The organism is Xenophilus azovorans DSM 13620 (assembly GCF_000745855.1).
Classification (GTDB): domain Bacteria; phylum Pseudomonadota; class Gammaproteobacteria; order Burkholderiales; family Burkholderiaceae_C; genus Xenophilus; species Xenophilus azovorans.
On sequence record NZ_JQKD01000071.1, the window covers coordinates 1 to 17,840 of the forward strand.

At 62.7% G+C, this 17,840-nt stretch carries 15 protein-coding genes and 1 pseudogene; 4 read left to right on the plus strand and 12 right to left on the minus strand.

What is annotated here, in order from left to right; translation table 11 throughout:
- Positions 1–278: pseudogene (locus tag Q392_RS33500) on the plus strand (hypothetical protein); the annotation flags it as partial.
- An 18-nt stretch (positions 279–296) separates the two neighbouring features.
- Here the strand turns inward: Q392_RS33500 and Q392_RS24165 are convergent.
- From Q392_RS24165 to Q392_RS32255, 12 genes are all read right to left on the minus strand, one after another.
- Complete coding sequence (locus Q392_RS24165; protein ID WP_038213815.1) at positions 297–3,431, minus strand: efflux RND transporter permease subunit; 3,135 nt, start codon at positions 3,429–3,431, stop codon at positions 297–299.
- On the minus strand, positions 3,428–4,939 hold the full coding sequence (locus Q392_RS24170) for an efflux RND transporter periplasmic adaptor subunit (RefSeq protein WP_038213818.1): 1,512 nt from the start codon (positions 4,937–4,939) through the stop codon (positions 3,428–3,430). Before Q392_RS24170 ends, Q392_RS24165 begins: the two co-directional genes overlap by 4 nt.
- A gap of 15 nt (positions 4,940–4,954) precedes the next feature.
- The gene (locus tag Q392_RS24175; RefSeq protein ID WP_003121558.1) at positions 4,955–6,190 is read right to left on the minus strand and encodes a TolC family protein; all 1,236 of its coding nucleotides are present in this window, start codon (positions 6,188–6,190) and stop codon (positions 4,955–4,957) included.
- A gap of 147 nt (positions 6,191–6,337) precedes the next feature.
- Positions 6,338–6,793, minus strand: coding sequence for a hypothetical protein (locus Q392_RS24180; protein WP_038213825.1), 456 nt, complete (start codon positions 6,791–6,793; stop codon positions 6,338–6,340).
- A gap of 105 nt (positions 6,794–6,898) precedes the next feature.
- Positions 6,899–9,361 carry a copper-transporting P-type ATPase gene (locus Q392_RS24185; RefSeq protein WP_425425200.1) on the minus strand — a complete coding sequence of 821 codons (2,463 nt, stop codon included), beginning with the start codon at positions 9,359–9,361 and terminating at the stop codon, positions 6,899–6,901.
- A 258-nt stretch (positions 9,362–9,619) separates the two neighbouring features.
- Positions 9,620–10,123: a c-type cytochrome gene (locus tag Q392_RS24190; protein WP_038213827.1), complete on the minus strand. Its 504-nt coding sequence runs from the start codon at positions 10,121–10,123 to the stop codon at positions 9,620–9,622.
- 267 nt (positions 10,124–10,390) lie between these two features.
- Positions 10,391–10,657: a DUF2933 domain-containing protein gene (locus Q392_RS32250; protein WP_084217375.1), complete on the minus strand. Its 267-nt coding sequence runs from the start codon at positions 10,655–10,657 to the stop codon at positions 10,391–10,393.
- A 91-nt stretch (positions 10,658–10,748) separates the two neighbouring features.
- Positions 10,749–11,090: a copper-binding protein gene (locus Q392_RS24195; RefSeq protein ID WP_038213830.1), complete on the minus strand. Its 342-nt coding sequence runs from the start codon at positions 11,088–11,090 to the stop codon at positions 10,749–10,751.
- Positions 11,091–11,203: 113 nt separating this feature from the next.
- Positions 11,204–11,701: a cupredoxin domain-containing protein gene (locus tag Q392_RS24200; protein ID WP_038213835.1), complete on the minus strand. Its 498-nt coding sequence runs from the start codon at positions 11,699–11,701 to the stop codon at positions 11,204–11,206.
- A 33-nt stretch (positions 11,702–11,734) separates the two neighbouring features.
- Positions 11,735–13,147, minus strand: a complete 1,413-nt coding sequence (locus tag Q392_RS24205; RefSeq protein ID WP_038213858.1) for a multicopper oxidase family protein — start codon at positions 13,145–13,147, stop codon at positions 11,735–11,737.
- A 16-nt stretch (positions 13,148–13,163) separates the two neighbouring features.
- Complete coding sequence (locus Q392_RS24210) at positions 13,164–14,594, minus strand: TolC family protein (RefSeq protein WP_038213846.1); 1,431 nt, start codon at positions 14,592–14,594, stop codon at positions 13,164–13,166.
- Positions 14,591–14,959, minus strand: coding sequence for a hypothetical protein (locus tag Q392_RS32255; protein WP_245610796.1), 369 nt, complete (start codon positions 14,957–14,959; stop codon positions 14,591–14,593). The genes Q392_RS24210 and Q392_RS32255 overlap by 4 nt, the downstream gene beginning before the upstream one ends.
- Before the next feature lie 127 nt (positions 14,960–15,086).
- Between Q392_RS32255 and Q392_RS24215 the strand changes: the two genes are divergently transcribed.
- From Q392_RS24215 to Q392_RS24225, 3 genes are all read left to right on the plus strand, one after another.
- Positions 15,087–15,770 carry a heavy metal response regulator transcription factor gene (locus Q392_RS24215; protein WP_038213848.1) on the plus strand — a complete coding sequence of 228 codons (684 nt, stop codon included), beginning with the start codon at positions 15,087–15,089 and terminating at the stop codon, positions 15,768–15,770.
- Between the two features lie 2 nt (positions 15,771–15,772).
- A complete protein-coding gene (locus Q392_RS24220) occupies positions 15,773–17,182 on the plus strand; it encodes a heavy metal sensor histidine kinase (RefSeq protein ID WP_038213852.1) in 1,410 nt (469 codons plus the stop codon).
- Positions 17,183–17,572: 390 nt separating this feature from the next.
- Positions 17,573–17,840: transposase (locus tag Q392_RS24225; RefSeq protein WP_038206561.1), on the plus strand; the 268-nt coding region annotated here is incomplete at its 3' end.

Sequence of the window (17,840 nt, forward strand, 5' to 3'; positions counted from 1 at the left end):
CCTTCCCCACGATCACCGAAGACGTGCAGGAAACCTGCCTGCAGCGGCTGACAGCGACGATCGGGTTTACCGAGGGCGTGCCGCCGGACCTCGTCGAGCAGATGATCACGCGGTTCTGCGTCGACCACCCAGAGCGCTACCTGCTCGCGTTCGTCTACGGCTACCTCGGCGAACACGACCTGCTACGGGTGCGAACTGACGCCGAGAAGTTCTTGCTGCTGGCCGCGCTCAACCTCGTGGAGTGCGTTGCCTACGTCGGAGCGCAACTGCAGCCCTGATGAACCGCGTGCGGCCGGTCAAGATGGGATGACTGGACGCTCACTACGCATCAGCAGGTAGGCAGCCGGAATCACGAACAGCGACAGCAACGGTGCGGTCACCATCCCGCCGAGCATCGGGGCTGCTATGCGGCTCATGACTTCAGAGCCCGTGCCGCTGCTCCAAACAATGGGTACCAGGCCCGCCAGGATGACCGCAACGGTCATCGCTTTTGGGCGCACGCGCAGCACCGCCCCTTCCCGGATCGCATCGAGCAGTTCTTCTCGCGTCGGTTCGCGTCCATCGGGGCAACGTTCCGCCAAGGCCTGCTTCAGATAGATGAGCATCACCACGCCGAACTCCGCCGCCACACCTGCCAGCGCGATGAATCCCACGCCGGTGGCGATGGACAGGTTGTAATTCAGCAGGTACAGGAACCAGATGCCCCCCGTGAGCGCGAAGGGCAAAGTCGCCATGATCAAGCCCGCTTCGTCCACACGCGCGAAGGTCAGGTACAACAGAACGAAGATGATCAACAGGGTGGCAGGCACCACAACCTTCAGGCGTGCATTGGCCCGCTCCATGTATTCGAACTGCCCGGAGTAGGTGATGCTCACACCCGGCTCCAGCTTGACCTGCTGCCCGATGGCATCGCGCAGTTCATTGGCCACCGAGGCTAGATCACGGCCGCGCACATCGACATAGACCCAACCGGAGGGCCGTGCGTTCTCGCTCTTGAGCATGGGCGGCCCATCGGTGATCGCGATGCGTGCCACGGTCCCCAACGTAATCTGCTGACCCATCGGCGTGAAGATGGGGAGTTCTGCCAGCCGTTGTGGTGAATCACGCCATTCTCGCGCGTAGCGCAGATTGATCGGAAAGCGGGCAAGCCCCTCGACCGTCTCCGAGACGTTTTCGCCACCCACCGCGCCGGCGATGACCGCCTGGATATCGGCGATGTTCAGGCCGTAGCGACCGGCGGCTACGCGATCGATCTGAACATCCACGTAGCGCCCGCCCGTCAAGCGCTCCGCGAGTGATGACGTCACGCCGGGAATGCCCTTGGCGACCTGCTCGACCTCTGCAGCGATGCGATCGATCACGCCCAGGTCGTTGCCAGTCACCTTCACCCCGATCGGGCTCTTGATGCCGGTAGCCAGCATATCGATGCGATTGCGGATAGGGGGAATCCATATATTGGACAGGCCCGGGATCTTCACGGCACGATCCAGCTCTTCCACGAGCTTCTCGGGCGTCATGCCTGGACGCCATTGTTCCCTGGGCCTGAGCTTCACCGTGGTCTCGAACATCTCCAGGGGCGCCGGATCGGTCGCAGTTTCGGCCCGTCCTGCCTTGCCGAACACCTTGTCCACTTCAGGTACGGTCTTGATCATGCGGTTGCTCAGCTGCAGCAACTCCGTGGCGCGCTGCGCCGAGAGTCCCGGCAGGGCCGAGGGCATGTAGAGCAGGTCCCCTTCGTCCAACCTCGGCAGAAACTCACCGCCGAGCCGCGCCAAGGGCCAGGCCGTGGTCGCCAAGGCCAGCACGGCGATCAGCAGCGTCGCCTTGGGCCGGCGCAGTACCCACTCCAGTGCTGGCCGGTAGGCTGCAATCAGGATGCGGGTAATGGGGTTCTTCTGCTCATCTGGGATACGCCCGCGAATCCAGTAGCCCATGAGTACGGGAATCAGCGTCACCGACAGCCCTGCGGCCGCAGCCATCGCGTAGGTCTTGGTGAATGCCAGCGGGCCGAACAGCCGGCCTTCCTGCGCTTCTAGGGTGAAGACCGGGATGAACGAGAGCGTGATGATGAGCAGCGAGAAGAAGAGCGCAGGACCGACTTCCTCCGCGGCCTGTGTGATCACGTCCCACCGTTCCTTGCCCTGCAGTCGTTGATTCGGGTGCGCGTGCTGCCAAGCCTCCAGCTTCTTGTGGGCGTTCTCGATCATCACCACCGCTGCATCCACCATCGCCCCCACGGCGATGGCAATCCCCCCCAGCGACATGATGTTGGCGTTGATGCCCTGGTAGCGCATGACCAGGAACGCCGTCATCACGCCCAGAGGTAGCGAGATGATGGCCACCAGCGCAGAACGAAGATGCCAAAGGAACAGTGCGCAGACCAGCGCCACCACCAGAAACTCTTCGCCCAGCTTGGTCGTGAGATTGCGAATGGCCCGCTCGATCAGCGCGCTGCGGTCGTAGGTGGTGACGATCTCGACGCCCGGCGGCAGGCTGCCCTGCAGCTCCGCCAGCTTGGCCTTGACGGCAGCGATCGTCTCCTGGGCATTCTTGCCGGAGCGCAGCACCACCACGCCGCCGGCGACCTCGCCTTCTCCGTCGAGTTCCGCAATGCCACGCCGCATCTCCGGGCCTATCTGGAGCATCGCCACATCCCCCAGCCGCACCGGCACACCGCCGCGTGCCGTCAAGGGGATCTCCCGGAACTCGTCCAGGGTCTTGAGGTATCCGCTCGCGCGGACCATGTACTCCGCGCCTGACAATTCCAGGACGGAGCCGCCGGTCTCCTGGTTGGCCGCCATCAGGGCATCGCGGACTTGAGCCTGACTGAGGCCATAGGACGCCAACTTGATCGGGTCGAGCACGACCTGGTACTGCTTGACCATGCCCCCCACCGATGCCACCTCGGCCACGTTGGGCAGGCTCTTGAGTTCGAACTTCAGGAACCAGTCCTGCAACGCACGCAGTTGCGCCAGATCGTTCTTGCCCGTGCGATCCACGAGCGCGTACTGGAAGATCCAGCCGACGCCTGTGGCGTCCGGACCCAGGGCCGGCTTCGCCGTGGCGGGCAATCGGCCCTGGACCTGGTTCAGGTATTCCAGTACCCGTGAGCGGGCCCAGTACAGGTCGGTTCCGTCCTCGAACAAGACATAGACGAACGAGTCGCCAAAGAACGAGAAGCCGCGCACGGTCTTGGCCCCTGGCACCGACAGCATGGTGGTGGCCAACGGGTAGGTGACCTGGTTCTCGACGATCTGCGGCGCCTGTCCTGGGTAGTTGGTGCGAATGATGACCTGCACGTCTGACAAGTCCGGCAGCGCATCCACGGGCGTGCTGCGAACGCCCCACACGCCCCATGCCGTGAGCATGGCGGTGGCCAGCAGCACCAGGAAGCGATTGGCCACCGACCATCGAATCAGCTTGGCGATCATGGCTGCACCTTTTCGATGGCCGTGATCACGTAGTCCTCACCTTGCTTGGAGAAGGTGAATCGCACCTGCTGCCGAACCGAAAGACCCGCGGCGAGCTGCGGGCTGCTCAGCTTGAAGCCCATGGTCATGGCCGGCCATTGGAGGGCTGGCACGGCCTCGTGCGCCAGCGTCAGCTCGGTGGGCGACATCTCCTCGATCACGCCGCGCACCACGAAAGCGTTGGTGGCCGCGGCCGTTGGCGACGAGGTGCCGTGCCCGTTGTGCGGCGATGCAGGCGCGGACGCCGCGGCACCTGCAGGCAGCACGCCCCGCAGGCTGGCTTCCGAATCGATAAGGAACTGCGCCGAGGCCACCACCTGCTGTCCCGCCGCGAGCCCGCCGTTGACCACCAGTTGATCGCCTACCTCCGCGCCCACCTGGACCTCCACGGGATGGAACTTGCCGGGTCCATCGACCACATAGGCCAGTGCGCGCTTGCCGGTGCGGATGACCGCCTCGCTGGGAACAAGCAGCGCGGGCTGTTCGTTGCCTTTGAGCGCGATCTGGCCGGACATGCCGGCCTTCAGGCGCTGGCCGGGATTGGCCATTTCAAGCCGCACTCGCACCGTACGGGTGTCGCGGTTGGCTTCGGGCAGGATGCTCACGATGCGCGCCTGGAGCACTTCACCGGGAAACGCCGCCAGCCGGACCTGCGCCGTTTGGCCGACCTCCAATGGCCCGCTTTGTGCTTCGGGGACGGCCGCTTCGATCCACACCGTGGCCAAGCCATTCACCCGGGCCAAGCTTTCCCCGGCGGAAACCGTCATGCCCTGACGCACCATCAGTTCGGCCACCAAGCCGCCTTGAGGTGTTGTGACCGTGTACAGCCCCTTGGGCTCGCCTGTGCGCTCCACCTGGGCGATCAGGGCTTGCGGCATGCCGAGCAGCAGCAGCCGTTGGCTGGCAGCTGCGGTCAACGGTGCGTCGCCCATCGCGCGAACCGAGAGAAACTCGCGCTGTGCGGCGATCCACTCCGGCAGCAATAGGTCAGCCAGCGGTGCCCCTGCTGCGATCACGTCGCCCGCAGCCCGTGCATAGACACGCTCGACGAAGCCAGCGGTCCGCGCCTGCACGATGCTTACGTCGCGGTCGTTGAGCAGCACGGTGCCCACGACGTTCACATCTGCGCCGATCTTGCCCTGCACGACTTCGGCTATACGCAGGCCCAGGGCTTGCACCGCTTGCGCCGACACGCTCAGGCCCGTGCTGTCCTGAGTGTCTTCATCTGCGTACTTCGGCATCAACTCCATGTCCATGTAGGGCGATTTGCCGGGCTTGTCGAACTTCTGGGTCGGCACCATCGGGTCGTACCAATACAGCACCTTGCGCTCGGTCGGAGCACTTGCAATGGTGGCAGCGGCGGAGCCGCTGAGGTGGCCGGCGCGCCATTGGGCGACGCTCCATCCAACGGCAATACCGGCAGCAATCAGCGTCAAGCCGGCAAGGATGTTTCTCGAAGAGGTGTTCATGGCGAGGGTCTCCACTCAGTCCGCGATCAGGCTGTTCAGTCGGGCGACGAGGCTGTCGCGCTGCGCTCCGAGGTCGATCAGACGCATGCGCGTCTCCAGCACCTGGGCGCGTGCACTGAGCACAGCGCTCAGGTCCCCCTTGGCGGATCGGTAGTTGCTCAATGCAAGTGCCGCTCGGTTCCGTACCAGTTGCAAGCCGGCGGTCTGCAGGCGGTCGATCTGGCTGTTCAACGCTTGGAGTTCGGCGGCGCTGTCGTCCAGCTCCTGCAAATGCCGCCGCGCCACGTCTTCGCGTTCGGCGTCCAGACGTTCCAACTCGTGCCGTTTTGCCTCGATCATGGGCACTTGGCGTCGATCCTTCTGCCAAGGCAGATCGAATGTCACCTGAAATGACACCATGTCGCCCCATCGGCGATCACGCCGGCTATAGGCTATCTCCCAGGCCCAATCGCCGCGGGTCTCTGATTGGGCTTCGCGGGACTCGGCCCGGGCCATGCTTTGCATCGCCGGATAGAGTTCAAGCTCCGCGTGATTCGCCAGTTCTGTGCGCAGTTGCGCGACGGGGCGAGTGAGCGGGCCTGGATCGCCTTGCAGTGCTTCGTCGGCCCTGGAGCCCACCCAGCGCCGCAACGCGGCCCTGGCCTTGGCCCGGTCCCGCTGTAGATCGTCACGGCGGTCCGTGAGTGTCAGCGCCTCCTGTTGCGCGACCAACAGATCGCCAGCCTGGGCGGTGCCGCCGGCGACGCGAGCGGGGAGACTGTCTTGCAGGCGCTGGTTCTCCGCGAGCAGTTCCGTCAGCAGTATCTCCCGTTGCTCCACCGCCTGCGCGGCGATCCACGCCAGGCTGAGTTCCTGGCGGATCTGCAATCGCTGCAAAACCAGCGCCGCGCGTTCTCGATCCACACGCGCCTGCGCGCTGGCGACCTGGGCGTCGCGCTTGGCCCTGTTGGGCACTTCCTGCATGAGCGCCAAGCGCTGCATCGTCATGGATTCGCGCGTCATGCTCCAGCGATCCATGCCGCTGATGGGGTAGTTTTCGATGCCGAGCGAGAGCTTGGGGTCGGGCAGCGAGCCTGCTGCCTTCTGCACGGATTCGGCGACGTTAACCTGCAACTGCTGCGCGCTTATGCGTGGGCTCTGCTGCTCCGCGATAAGGCGTGCCTCAGCAAAATCGAGGGCGTAGGCTACAGGCGAGACAAGCGCACTGCCCGCCAACGCGATGCTGATAGCTTTCAGACGATGCACTCGCATCGAGGCCGGCGTTGTGCCTCGGCCGTACGCCGACGGGCGCCCCTCGGGGGCGCCAAAAAAGGGAGTAAACATGGTTGTCCTCGGAATTGGTGTTCACGAAATCACGTGGTCTGCCGCATCGGTGCGCGGCGAGCACGGATCGGCGTGTCAATTCCGCAGGACTTGGAGCGTGAGGTAGATCGGCGGAAAGCCCGCTCGATGGTCGGGCGGGACATAGGCGACGTGCTGCCCGGCTGCCGCGTGGGATTCGATCACGGCCGGAAGCATGTACGCGAACCAGACCGCCTGGGCAGCGAGACTCTGGACGTCCAAGCCTTGCAATGAAGGCACCGGCTTGCCATCGCCGCTGCAATGTGCTCGGCACAACTGCGGCGCCTCACCGTCCATGGTTCCCGGCATGGCGTGGCAGTCCGGCATACCGGACATGCTGGCGGCATCCTCCATGGCCATGCCTGCCATCTGCATTGATGCGACGTGCGTGTCCGAGTCCAGTTTGGGGCAGGCATACATCGCCAATGCGACCTGCGAAAAGAGCAAGGTCACGACGAGACCGCTGGCAATCCAGCGGCCCCATTGCGTGACGATGCGTCTAAAGCAGATCATGAGGATATGTTAGCCAGGTGATTGTGTTGTGAAATTGATGTCAATCAATCTAAAGACTTGATTTTCGAGTTGTTCGACTTGATAGCGGCTCCAAATCATCCTGGGCTACTTCACGCCGCGCAACCGAAGCGCATTGAAAATCACAGAAGCAGAACTCAGGCTCATCGCCAGCGCCGCGATCAATGGGGAGAGAAGCCAGCCCGTGAACGGATAGAACACGCCAGCCGCGATGGGTACACCGATGCCGTTGTAGACAAAGGCGAACAGCAGGTTCTGCCGCATGTTGCGTACCGTGTCGATGGAGACCTCGCGGGACGAGGCGATGCCGCGCAGATCACCCTTCACGAGGGTGATCTGGCCGCTGTTCATTGCAACGTCGGTGCCCGTGCCCATGGCGACGCCCACATCGGACTTGGCCAGGGCCGGCGCATCGTTGATGCCGTCTCCCGCCATGGCAACCACGTGACCTTCCTTTTGCAGTTTGTCCACCAGCGCCAGCTTGTCAGCGGGTTTGACCTCGCCGTGCACTTCATCGATGCCGAGCTTGGCCCCCACGGCCTTGGCTGTGGTAAGTCCATCTCCAGTCGCCATCACGATGCGCAGACCGCTGGCGTGAAGGGTTCGGATGGCATCGGGCGTACTGGCCTTGATGGGGTCGGTCACGGCCAGGATGCCCGCGAACACGCCGTCTACGGCCAAGTGCATGATGCTGGCGCCTTCACCGCGCAACCGTTCTCCGTCGGCACGCAGTGCAGAAACCGCCACTCCTTCCTGCTCCATCAGTGCCGTATTGCCCAATGCCAGGCGCCGTCCCTCCACCGTTCCGCGCACGCCGATGCCGCTGCCCGACTCGAAATCAGAGGGCTTGGCCAGTTGCAAGCCCTTGGCTCGCGCAGCGCTGACGATCGCGTCTGCCAGCGGGTGCTCGCTGCCCTGGTCCAGACTGGCTGCCAGCCTCAGCACTTCATCGGGCGTGAAGCCCGGAGCCGCAATGGCTGTATCGAACGCGGGTCTGCCTTCCGTGAGCGTGCCGGTCTTGTCCACGATCAGGGTGTCCACCTCGCGCATCTTCTCGATCGCACCGGCATCGCGAAACAGCACGCCCTGCGTCGCGGCGCGGCCGGTGGCGACCATCACCGACATCGGCGTGGCCAAGCCCAACGCGCACGGGCAGGCAATGATCAGCACAGCCACCGCGTTGATCAGCCCGAACACCCAGCTAGGCTCCGGCCCGAACAGACCCCAGACAAAGAACGTGGCGATGGCGACCAGTACGACCACCATGACGAACTTGCCCGCCACCACGTCGGCCATGCGTTGCATGGGGGCCTTGGAGCGCTGGGCAGACGCGACCATCTGGACGATCTGCGACAGCATGGTGGCCGCCCCGACCTTCTCGGACTGCATGATCAGCGCACCGTTGGTGTTGAGGGTAGCGCCGATCAGCTTGTCGCCAACCCGCTTGGTCACAGGTACGGGTTCACCGGTCAGCATGGACTCATCGACCGCGCTGCTGCCTTCGGTGACCGTGCCATCGACCGGAATCTTCTCGCCGGGACGCACGCGCAGCAGATCGCCGACGTGTACGTGGTTGAGAGGCACATCTTCTTCACTGCCGTCCGCATTGATGCGCCGGGCGGTCTTCGGCGCCAACCCCAGCAGGGACTTGATCGCGGCCGATGTTTGGGAGCGGGCTTTCAGCTCGATGATCTGGCCCAGCATGGTCAGCGAAATAATGACCACCGCGGCCTCGAAGTACACGGCGACGCGACCCATCGCCACGAACGATTCGGGAAACACACCCGGGGTCACCGTGGCAACAACGCTGTAGACGAATGCCGCGGCCGTTCCCAGGCCGATCAAGGTCCACATGTTCGGGCTGCGGTGGACGATCGACTGCCAGCCCCGCACGAAGAATGGCCATCCGGTCCAGAGCACGACGGGGAGCGACAGCAACAATTCGACCCAGGTCTGCGTTGCCATGCTGAACAAGCCAAGGCGATGGCCCCACATCGCAAGAACCGTGACGATCAAAGTAAGCGGCAGCGTCCACCAGAAGCGCCGCTGAAAATCCTTCAACTCGCTGTTGTCCTCTTCATCCAGCGGAATGATCGGCTCCAGTGTCATGCCGCACTTGGGGCAATTGCCCGGATGGTCCTGCCGGACTTCCGGGTGCATCGGGCAGGTATAGGTGGTGCCGGCAGGCGCTTCCTGCGGTGCGGCGGCAGGCGCCACAGGAGCCGACTCACGAGCAACGTGAGCGTGGTGGTCGTGGTGGCGGTGGTCGCCATGCGCAACTTGCCCTTCAGGGACCAGGTGCATCTGGCACTTGGGGCAGCGCCCCGGATGGTCCTGCCGCACTTCCGGGTGCATCGGGCAGGTATAGGTGGTGCCGGCAGGCGCTTCCTGCGGTGCGGCGGCAGGCGCCACAGGAGCCGACTCACGAGCAACGTGAGCGTGGTGGTCGTGGTGGCGGTGGTCGCCATGCGCAACTTGCCCTTCAGGGACCAGGTGCATCTGGCACTTGGGGCAGCGCCCCGGATGGTCCTGCCGCACTTCCGGGTGCATCGGGCAGGTGTAGGTAACTGCGGAACCAGCCAATCCTGGTGTGCCATCGATGGCGGCGGCAGCATTGGTCGCTACTGGACGTTCGACCGAAGAAGCTGCGTCCCTTTTGCCGTGCGTATGCTTGTGCGTGTGGTCGTTCATACCCGTGCTTTCGTAAATTCTGGCTTGATTATTAGCCTTGCCATTGTGTGAAGGTCAAGCCAATATCCTGGCGAGCGATTCCGTCTAGCCTATTGCAGTATCCGGTTGCGTTGCTGGTTATCGATTCAGCGACTTGCGGTATTGGGAATTGATCACGTCGTGACGGCGCCGAACTTCAAGAGGCCATTGGGACTTTATCCATGACAACGCGGCCACGATCTCGTCGTCGCTCAGTACCTTGTCGTAGACCGGCATGACCGTCCGGTAGTCGGGCTGCTCAATCAACTTCGCCAAGCCATATTTGGTGATGGCGAACAGCTGTTCATCGGGGTGATGCCAAGTGTGGCCGCTGGGGTCGTGGGGCGGCGCTGGCAAGAGACCATCAGGTCCGCGGTCTCGCCAGTTGGGCTGGCCTTCGCCCTTGACCCCATGGCAGGCCGCACATTGCTGTGCATAGATCGTGGCGCCGAGTCGCAGCACCTGCGGATCTTCTGGCCGGAGGCTGCGGGTGGGCGGAACCGCTGGCGGAGCACTCTTGAGAAGATGGAAGTAGCTGCCTGCCGCTGTGGCGATCAAAGCAAGCAGTCCTGTCGTGATCCAGACCAACTGCTTCAGCTTCATGGTTCGCCACCTCCAGGTACCTGTGTTGCAGGATGCGACTTTGCGGTTCGCCGGCGGTTCCCAAGTGCAGCCAAGCGATCCCATGCGAACGGAGGTGCGGCGCGCGGCACGCTCACTTGTGGCAGACCCGGAGAATGCAGTGGGCCCTTCCTGCTGGCATAGCATGTCAGTTGCGTGTGCAACCGCGTTCGGACTGGCTGAACGGCCGAAGAGAGGCGAAGCGGTCAAAGAGACGCAGGCATAAGGCCTACCCCGCGCGGCCCATGGTCAGTCCCTGTCGGAATTCGACCGCCTGCCCTCGTCGGACCCAGGGGATTGGTTGCCATGTCCGCCATGCCCCTTGTGCATGAATACGTGCATCAGCGGACAGGCCAACAGCAGCGCATAGGGCCACCACTGCTGTAGATGGGCCCGGTGTTCGGTCCAGAGGAAGTACCCGGCAACGATACCGAGGACGAGCATTCCCAGGGTGTAGCGCGAACGCCAGAAGCCACTGCGTCGATCGGTATGGGGGGAGGATTGGTCGTGATGCATGGTGATTTTTCAGCTACCGGGAAACAATGGGCAAGCGGACACGGACTGCTGAACCATCCTCATCCGCATTGCAGCCTTCCGCATGTTCGCCTCAGTTCGCTGGACGTATATCCGTGACGACCATTTTTCCGCCTTCGTTGACGACCATGAATTTCACCTTGTCCCCGGGCTTGAGGTTGGAAAGCAGTCCCTTGTCCTTGGCGGTGAAAACCATGGTCATTCCCGGCATGTCCAGGTGCTTGATATCGCCATGCTTGATGGTGACCTTGCCGTTGTCCAGGTCCACCTTCCTGATCTCACCGTCGGTCAGCGACGCTTGTTGAGAGGCCTGTGCCCTGGGCGATTCGGATGTGGTCTGGGCCATCCCGCTCATGGGCAGGAAAATGCCGAGCGTGACGGCGGAAACGGAGAGAAATTGCTTGAAGCTGTTCATGACTACCTCACGGGCGCGAGTTGAAAAATGTCTGCTGATCCGCCTTGCGGATCAGCAGGACGTGGGAGAGCCGACACAGTCACCGTGCATCCCCTTGATGAAGCGGCGTGGTTCTACTTCTTGCTGACCTGAACGAGGCCCTTCATGCCAGCTTCGTAGTGGCCGGGAATCAGGCAGGCGAAGTTCACACCGCCAGCTTTGGTGAACTGCCAGACGATCTCGCCTTGCTTGCCAGGCTGCAGCGTGACCTTGCCGGGCTCGTCGTGCTCCATGTCCGGGAATTTCCGCATCTGCTCCAGATGCTCAAGCAGTTCCTTCTCGGTGCCCAAGCTGAGTTCATGCTTGACCTTGCCGGCGTTCTTGACGATGAAGCGAACGGTCTCGCCCTGCTTGACCTGAATGTTCGAGGGGGTGAAACGCATGGTGTCGCTCATCTCGATGGTGATCGTGCGGCTGGCCTTGGCGGCGACACCGGGCTTTCCGATGGCGGTTTCCTCTCCATCACCGTGGCCGTGGCCACCGGCATGGTTGCCTGCGGCCATGGCGGCCCCCGAAGCGGTCAGCGCGGCGGCAGCCAGCAGGCGGTAGAAGGTGGATCGCGTGAACTTCATGGATGATCTCCAGTTAAAAACGAAGGGAAGAAATCAGTGCGCACCATGTGACGTCGGCTTGCGCACCTTGACCTCGGTTGGCGTCGCGGGCTTGCGCTCGCGCGGCATGGACTGACCGCCTTCTGCGCTGAAGCGGGCTGGCTCCGCCAATGGGCCGGTGTATTCGTGGGCGACCGTGCCTGCCGGATGCTTGAACCAGCCGGGGTCCTTGTAGTCACCTGGCTGCTGGTCCCTGCGTACCTTGAGCACGCTGAACATCCCGCCCATCTCCACCGAACCGAACGGTCCTTGTCCCGTCATCATGGGCACGGTGTTGTCTGGAATGGGCATTTCCATCTCTGCCATGTCTGCCATTCCGCGCTCGCCCATGACCATGTAGTCGGGGATGAGCTTGTTGACCTTCCTGGCGAGGCCGGTGTGATCCACGCCGATGAGCGTGGGAACGTCGTGCCCCATCGCGTTCATCGTGTGATGGCTCTTGTGGCAGTGGAAGGCCCAGTCGCCTTCCTCGTCTGCCACGAACTCGATCTGGCGCATTTGTCCGACGGCCACGTCGGCGGTCACTTCATGCCAGCGCGTGCTCTTGGGTGTCGGCCCGCCGTCGGTGCCGGTGACCACGAACTCGTGCCCATGCAAGTGCATCGGGTGATTGGTCATCGTGAGATTGCCTATGCGAACGCGCACCTTGTCGTTGAGCCGAACGTTCAGGGAATCGATGCCAGGAAAGACGCGGCTGTTCCATGTCCACAGGTTGAAGTCCGTCATCTCGGCAACCTTGGGGGTCGCAGCGCCAGGCTCGATGTCGTAGGCGCTCAGCAGGAAGCAGAAGTCTCTCTGCACCACGTCGATCAAGGGATGCTTGTCCTTCGGGTGCGTGACCCAGAAGCCCATCATGCCCATGGCCATCTGCACCATCTCGTCCGCATGCGGGTGGTACATGAACGTGCCTGGCCGGCGTGCGACGAACTCGTACACGAAGGTCTTGCCGGACTCGATGGCGGGTTGCGTCAGCCCGGTCACACCGTCCATACCATTGGGCAGGCGCTGGCCATGCCAGTGGATGCTGGTGTGCTCGGGCAATTTGTTGGTGACGAATATGCGCACGCGGTCGCCTTCGACCACTTCGATCGTGGGGCCGGGGCTCTGACCGTTGTAGCCCCACAGATGGGCCTTCATGCCGGGCGCCATCTCGCGCACCACAGGCTCGGCCACGAGGTGGAACTCTTTGACGCCCTGGTTCATCCGCCACGGGAGCGTCCAGCCATTGAGCGTGACCACAGGGTTGTAGGGCCGGCCTGAGTTGGGTACCAGCGGTGCCATGGTGCTCGCACTGGTCTGGATGACAGGTTCAGGCAGGGCGGCCATCGCCACACGGCTGACCGAGCTCGCCGCAACAGCGCCACCTGCGATGCCGGCAAACTTAAAAAAATCTCGTCTGGATGTCATGATGATGTTCTTTGCTTCAATGGCCGGCGTCGCCGCCGCCGGGTGCACTGGATGCGACGGACAGGCTGGTGCTCGTGGGGCGTCCGATCACGGACGCCTGCATGGCGGCGTCGGCCAGCCAGAACTGCTGCTGTGCGTCGATGGCAGCGGAGACGGCGCTGACCTGATCGCGCGCATCGGCCAGCAGCTCGAAAACGCTGATCAGCATGCCGTTGTAGCGAAGCTGGTTTTCCTCCGAGATCACCTTGCGCAGCGGCACCACTTCATCGCGGTGGTGGCGGGCCACGTCGTAGGCCGTGCGGTAGGCCGAGTAGCTTTCCCGCAGGCTGGAGCCTGCTGCGCGCACGGTGGCTTCGAGCTGGTTGGCTGCGGCCAAGGTCCGTGCGTTCATCGCATCACGCTGTATCCCGCCCCAATCGAAGATCGGAAGGCGTACGGCGATTTCCCAACCACGCGCGGTCGAACGGGTGCCCTCGGCGCGATCCCAGCTGGTATTGCGACGCCCCTCCAACTCGATGTCAGTGAAGCTGGTCACCAGGTTCAGACCCTGGGCCTTGGCCGCACTATCCAACGAGGCCTGCGCCAGCCGAATGTCCAGGCGCGCTCTGGAGGCCTGCGTGGCAACAGCCTGCGGCTGCAGCGGCTCTTTGGGAAGGTCGGGGAGTCGCTCGGGCAGGCGAAGCGCTTGCGCCTGGGCCTCATCGAGCCCAAGCAGGCGCACGAGCTCTTCCCGGCTGGCCGTCGCCTGGTGCCCTGCGGTGCTGAGCCGGGTGGCGGCGTCAGCGTAGAAGGCCTGCTCGCGAGCACGTGTGATCCGGTTGAAGTTGCCAACGCCTTGCATGCGCTTGGCCAACTCGGCTCCGGCCTCCGCGCTTTCATAGACCTGCTTGGCATACTTGAGTGCTTGCTGGGCGGCCACGGCCCGCACCCATGCCTGACGTACCTGGGTGACCTGATCCACCACGTCGCTGCTCAAGCGCAACTGCGACTGCTCGATGCGCCGGGTCGCCACGTTGTACCGGGCTGGAAGCGTCAGCACGTCCAACAAGCCGAATGCCAAGGCACGGCCCAGCTCCAGTTCGTCGCCCGCGACCATGCGCTCAAAGCTGAAGATCGGGTTGGCGATCCGGCCTCCTTGGGCCGCGTCGGCCGACTCCGCCCAACCCTGCGCCAGCAGAGCTTGCAAGGAGGGGCTGTTCACCAAGGCCAACTGAACGGCCTCTTTCTGTCCCACGGGCTGAGCGAGCAGGGCCTGAGCGGCTTGCGCGCGCTGGTCGCGGTCGTCCTGACTGCGTGCGAGCGAGAGCTTGCCTTCGGTGAACGCGCTGGCTTCGTCGTTCACGCGGCTGATGTTCTGATCCAAGCTGACGCTGGCGCATCCGGTCAGAACGGCGAAGCCAAGGCCGGACAGGGCCAATCTGGCATGAGTGGTACCCAATCCCATCATTGCTTGCCTCCACCGTGATGGCTCGAATGCGGATCACTGACGGGAGCAGCATCCTGGGATGGCGACGACGGCGCCTGCGTCTTGGCTTCCTTGGCGTAGGTGCGCCAACCCCCGATCTGCCCGACGCGATCATTGGCTGTTCGCCAGGACTGCACTGGCTGCTCCACGTAGCCTTGGTAAGCCTGGATTGGCGATGAGTACTGCAGCGTCGTCAGCAGTGTGGGCTGCGACGCTGCCTCCGGCGGTGAGGCTTGAGCGAAAGACGCCCCCGCGAACAGCGCCAAAACCCAGGGCAGGGACGCCCTGAAAGACGGCGAAAGATTAGAAGTGACCATGGTTTCCTCTGCAAGAATCTTTGATCTCACGATGTGAAGATTCTGGAGAGGGCACCCTGTCACTCAGATGTTCCAGGCATTACATTGTTGTTATCTTCATGTCGGGACGCTTTGAGTTCGGCACACTCTCGTTCAATGCTGTGAACGGAGAGCGAACGTGAAGATATTGGTTGTTGAAGACGAGCCCAAGACGGGGGAGTACCTCCGGCAGGGATTGACCGAAGCGGGATACGTTTCGGACCTTGTGCCTAACGGCGCAGACGGGCTGCATCTGGCTTTGCAAGGTGAGTACGACCTGGTGATCCTGGACGTCATGCTGCCGGGGTTGAATGGCTGGCAGGTCTTGCAGTCCCTGCGCGACCGTGGCCTTGAGATGCCCGTCCTGTTCCTGACCGCCCGCGACCAAGTGGAGGATCGGGTCAAAGGGCTGGAGCTTGGGGCGGATGATTACCTTGTCAAGCCCTTCTCGTTCGCGGAGCTGCTGGCCAGGGTTCGGATCATTCTGCGGCGCGGTCATGCCGGCAACGAGGGCACCATGCTCAAGGTGGCCGATTTGGAGCTGGATCTGTTGCGTCGCCGTGTCTCCCGCAACGGCAAGCGTGTTGACTTGACAGCCAAGGAGTTTGGCTTGCTGGAGCTGCTGATGCGCCGCCATGGTGAAGTGCTGCCACGCTCCCTGATCGCCTCGCAGGTCTGGGACATGAACTTTGACAGCGACACCAATGTCATCGAAGTGGCGATGCGCCGCTTGCGCGTGAAGATAGATGAGGGGCATGCCGTCAAGCTCATCCAGACCGTGCGGGGCATGGGCTACGTGCTGGACGTACCAGAGGAGGAATAAAGGTGCAGCGACAACAGCGCCTGGGCAGGCTTTCGTTGACCCGCCGTTTAACCCTGTTTTTTACAGTGGTGGCGGCTATCGTCGTGCTCGGGCTGGGATTGTTGTTCCTGGCAGAGACTCAGCGTCATTTTGTCGTGCTCGATCAGATGGCTTTAGAGGACAAGAGGCAGTTGATCGAGGAAATTCTGGGTAATGCCAATTCTGTGAACGACGCGCGCTCCCGCTTGAGCGACGCTTTGGGATACCACCATGATCTCTATGTCTTGGTAAAAGATGCTCATCAGGAGACCGTTTTTCAGTCCTCACATTCCGAGCTTGGTGTGCAGCGTAGTAAAGCCATCCACACCGATGCGAAGGGGACATTTGGGGTGTGGCGCAACCACGATGCCGAGTTTCACACGCTGAGCTTCCAGTCGCTTTCGGGCTACTCTGCATCGGCGCTGCAGGTATTGATCGCGACAGATACCAAACACCACACCGAGTTCCTGGATGGTCTGCGTAGCAGCTTGGCCTTGTATGTCGCCGCAGCCATCGTTGTATGCGGCTTACTGTCCTGGCTGGCTGCGCGCCAGGGGTTGGCACCGCTGCGCGAGATGAAGTCACGCGCCGCAGTGGTGACAAGCCATAGGCTGTCCGAGCGCATGCCAGTAGGGGCTGTGCCGGTAGAAATGGCAGACCTTGCGCAGGAACTCAATCGCATGTTCGATCGGCTGCAGGATGACTTTCAGCGGCTGACAGACTTCTCATCCGATCTGGCTCATGAATTGCGCACGCCCATCAGCAATCTTCTGACCCAAACGCAAGTGGCGCTGGCGACCAAGCGCGACGCCGCGACGTATCGTGACACCCTGGCCTCCAACGCCGAGGAGTTTCAGCGGCTGGCTCGCATGGTGTCCGACATGCTGTTCCTGGCGAAGACTGAGCGCGGCGTCGATCTGCCGCACAAGGAGGTGTTCTCCGCGCGCAAGGAAGCCCAGGCATTGCTGGACTTCTACGAGGCGGTAGCGGAGGAGAAAGCCATCCAACTACAGCTACACGGCGATGGCCAAATTGATGGCGATCGCTTGATGTTCCGCCGCGCGCTGAGCAACCTGCTCTCCAACGCTTTGCGCTACACCCCGAATGCAGGCGCAATCACAATCGGCATTTCGAGCACTGGCCACGCTACCTCAGTAGCGGTGGAGAACACGGGGCAAGATATTGATCCCAAAGTCCTGCCCCGCTTGTTTGATCGCTTCTATCGCGCCGACCCCTCGCGTGCCCATCCTGACTCCGATGGAAGCGGCTTGGGCTTGGCCATCACGCGTGCCATTGCAGAGGCCCACGGCGGCAGCGTCGACGCAGCCTCATCCCGAGGACATACGTGCTTCACGCTGTGGTTTCCCCATCGCAACGCCCATCCACAATCCTGAGGTGCCAAGGGTGATCGGATCGGGCGAGGGCGATGCATAGCGCGGCTTGGCCCAATCATTCCACTGTGTCATGCGCCTTCATTGCTGGAGTATCCAACTCGGCGTTGTGTCTTGTCCTAGAGGCCGCTTCAACACCTGGTCGCTGAGCCTGATCTCGCCTTCCGAATCTTCGGAGCGGTGGCGCTATCACGCTCGGGAAAGCTGACAGAAATCTCACCGTGCTGTCCCGCTTCTGTTGGGTAGCGGTCTCTACGATGAACACATCTCCTCATCGCCTACCAAGCGGACGGGAGATGCAAGTTCATCGTAAGCGGGCAATTAACCACGTCCTTCTCGCCAGCCCGCTGACCTGAGAGCCTACGTGCCCACGTACATGTAGATGGGAACGTAATGTCAGAGTGGGTTTCGGAGTTGGCCGGGCGGCTGATCGTTGGCCGCAAGCGCGATGGCCGGTGTGTCTATGACGCGCAGGCCAAGCAGGAACTGATCGAGGCCTGCGGTCGGCCAGGCATCTCGATGGCCAAGCTGGCGCGCGACTGCGGCATCAACGCCAACCTGCTGAACACCTGGGTGCGCAAGCACGAACGCAAGACGGTAGTGCTGGCCGCGCCGGCAGCCGTCGAGCCCGAGGGCGCTGCACCAGCCTTTGTGCCGGTCC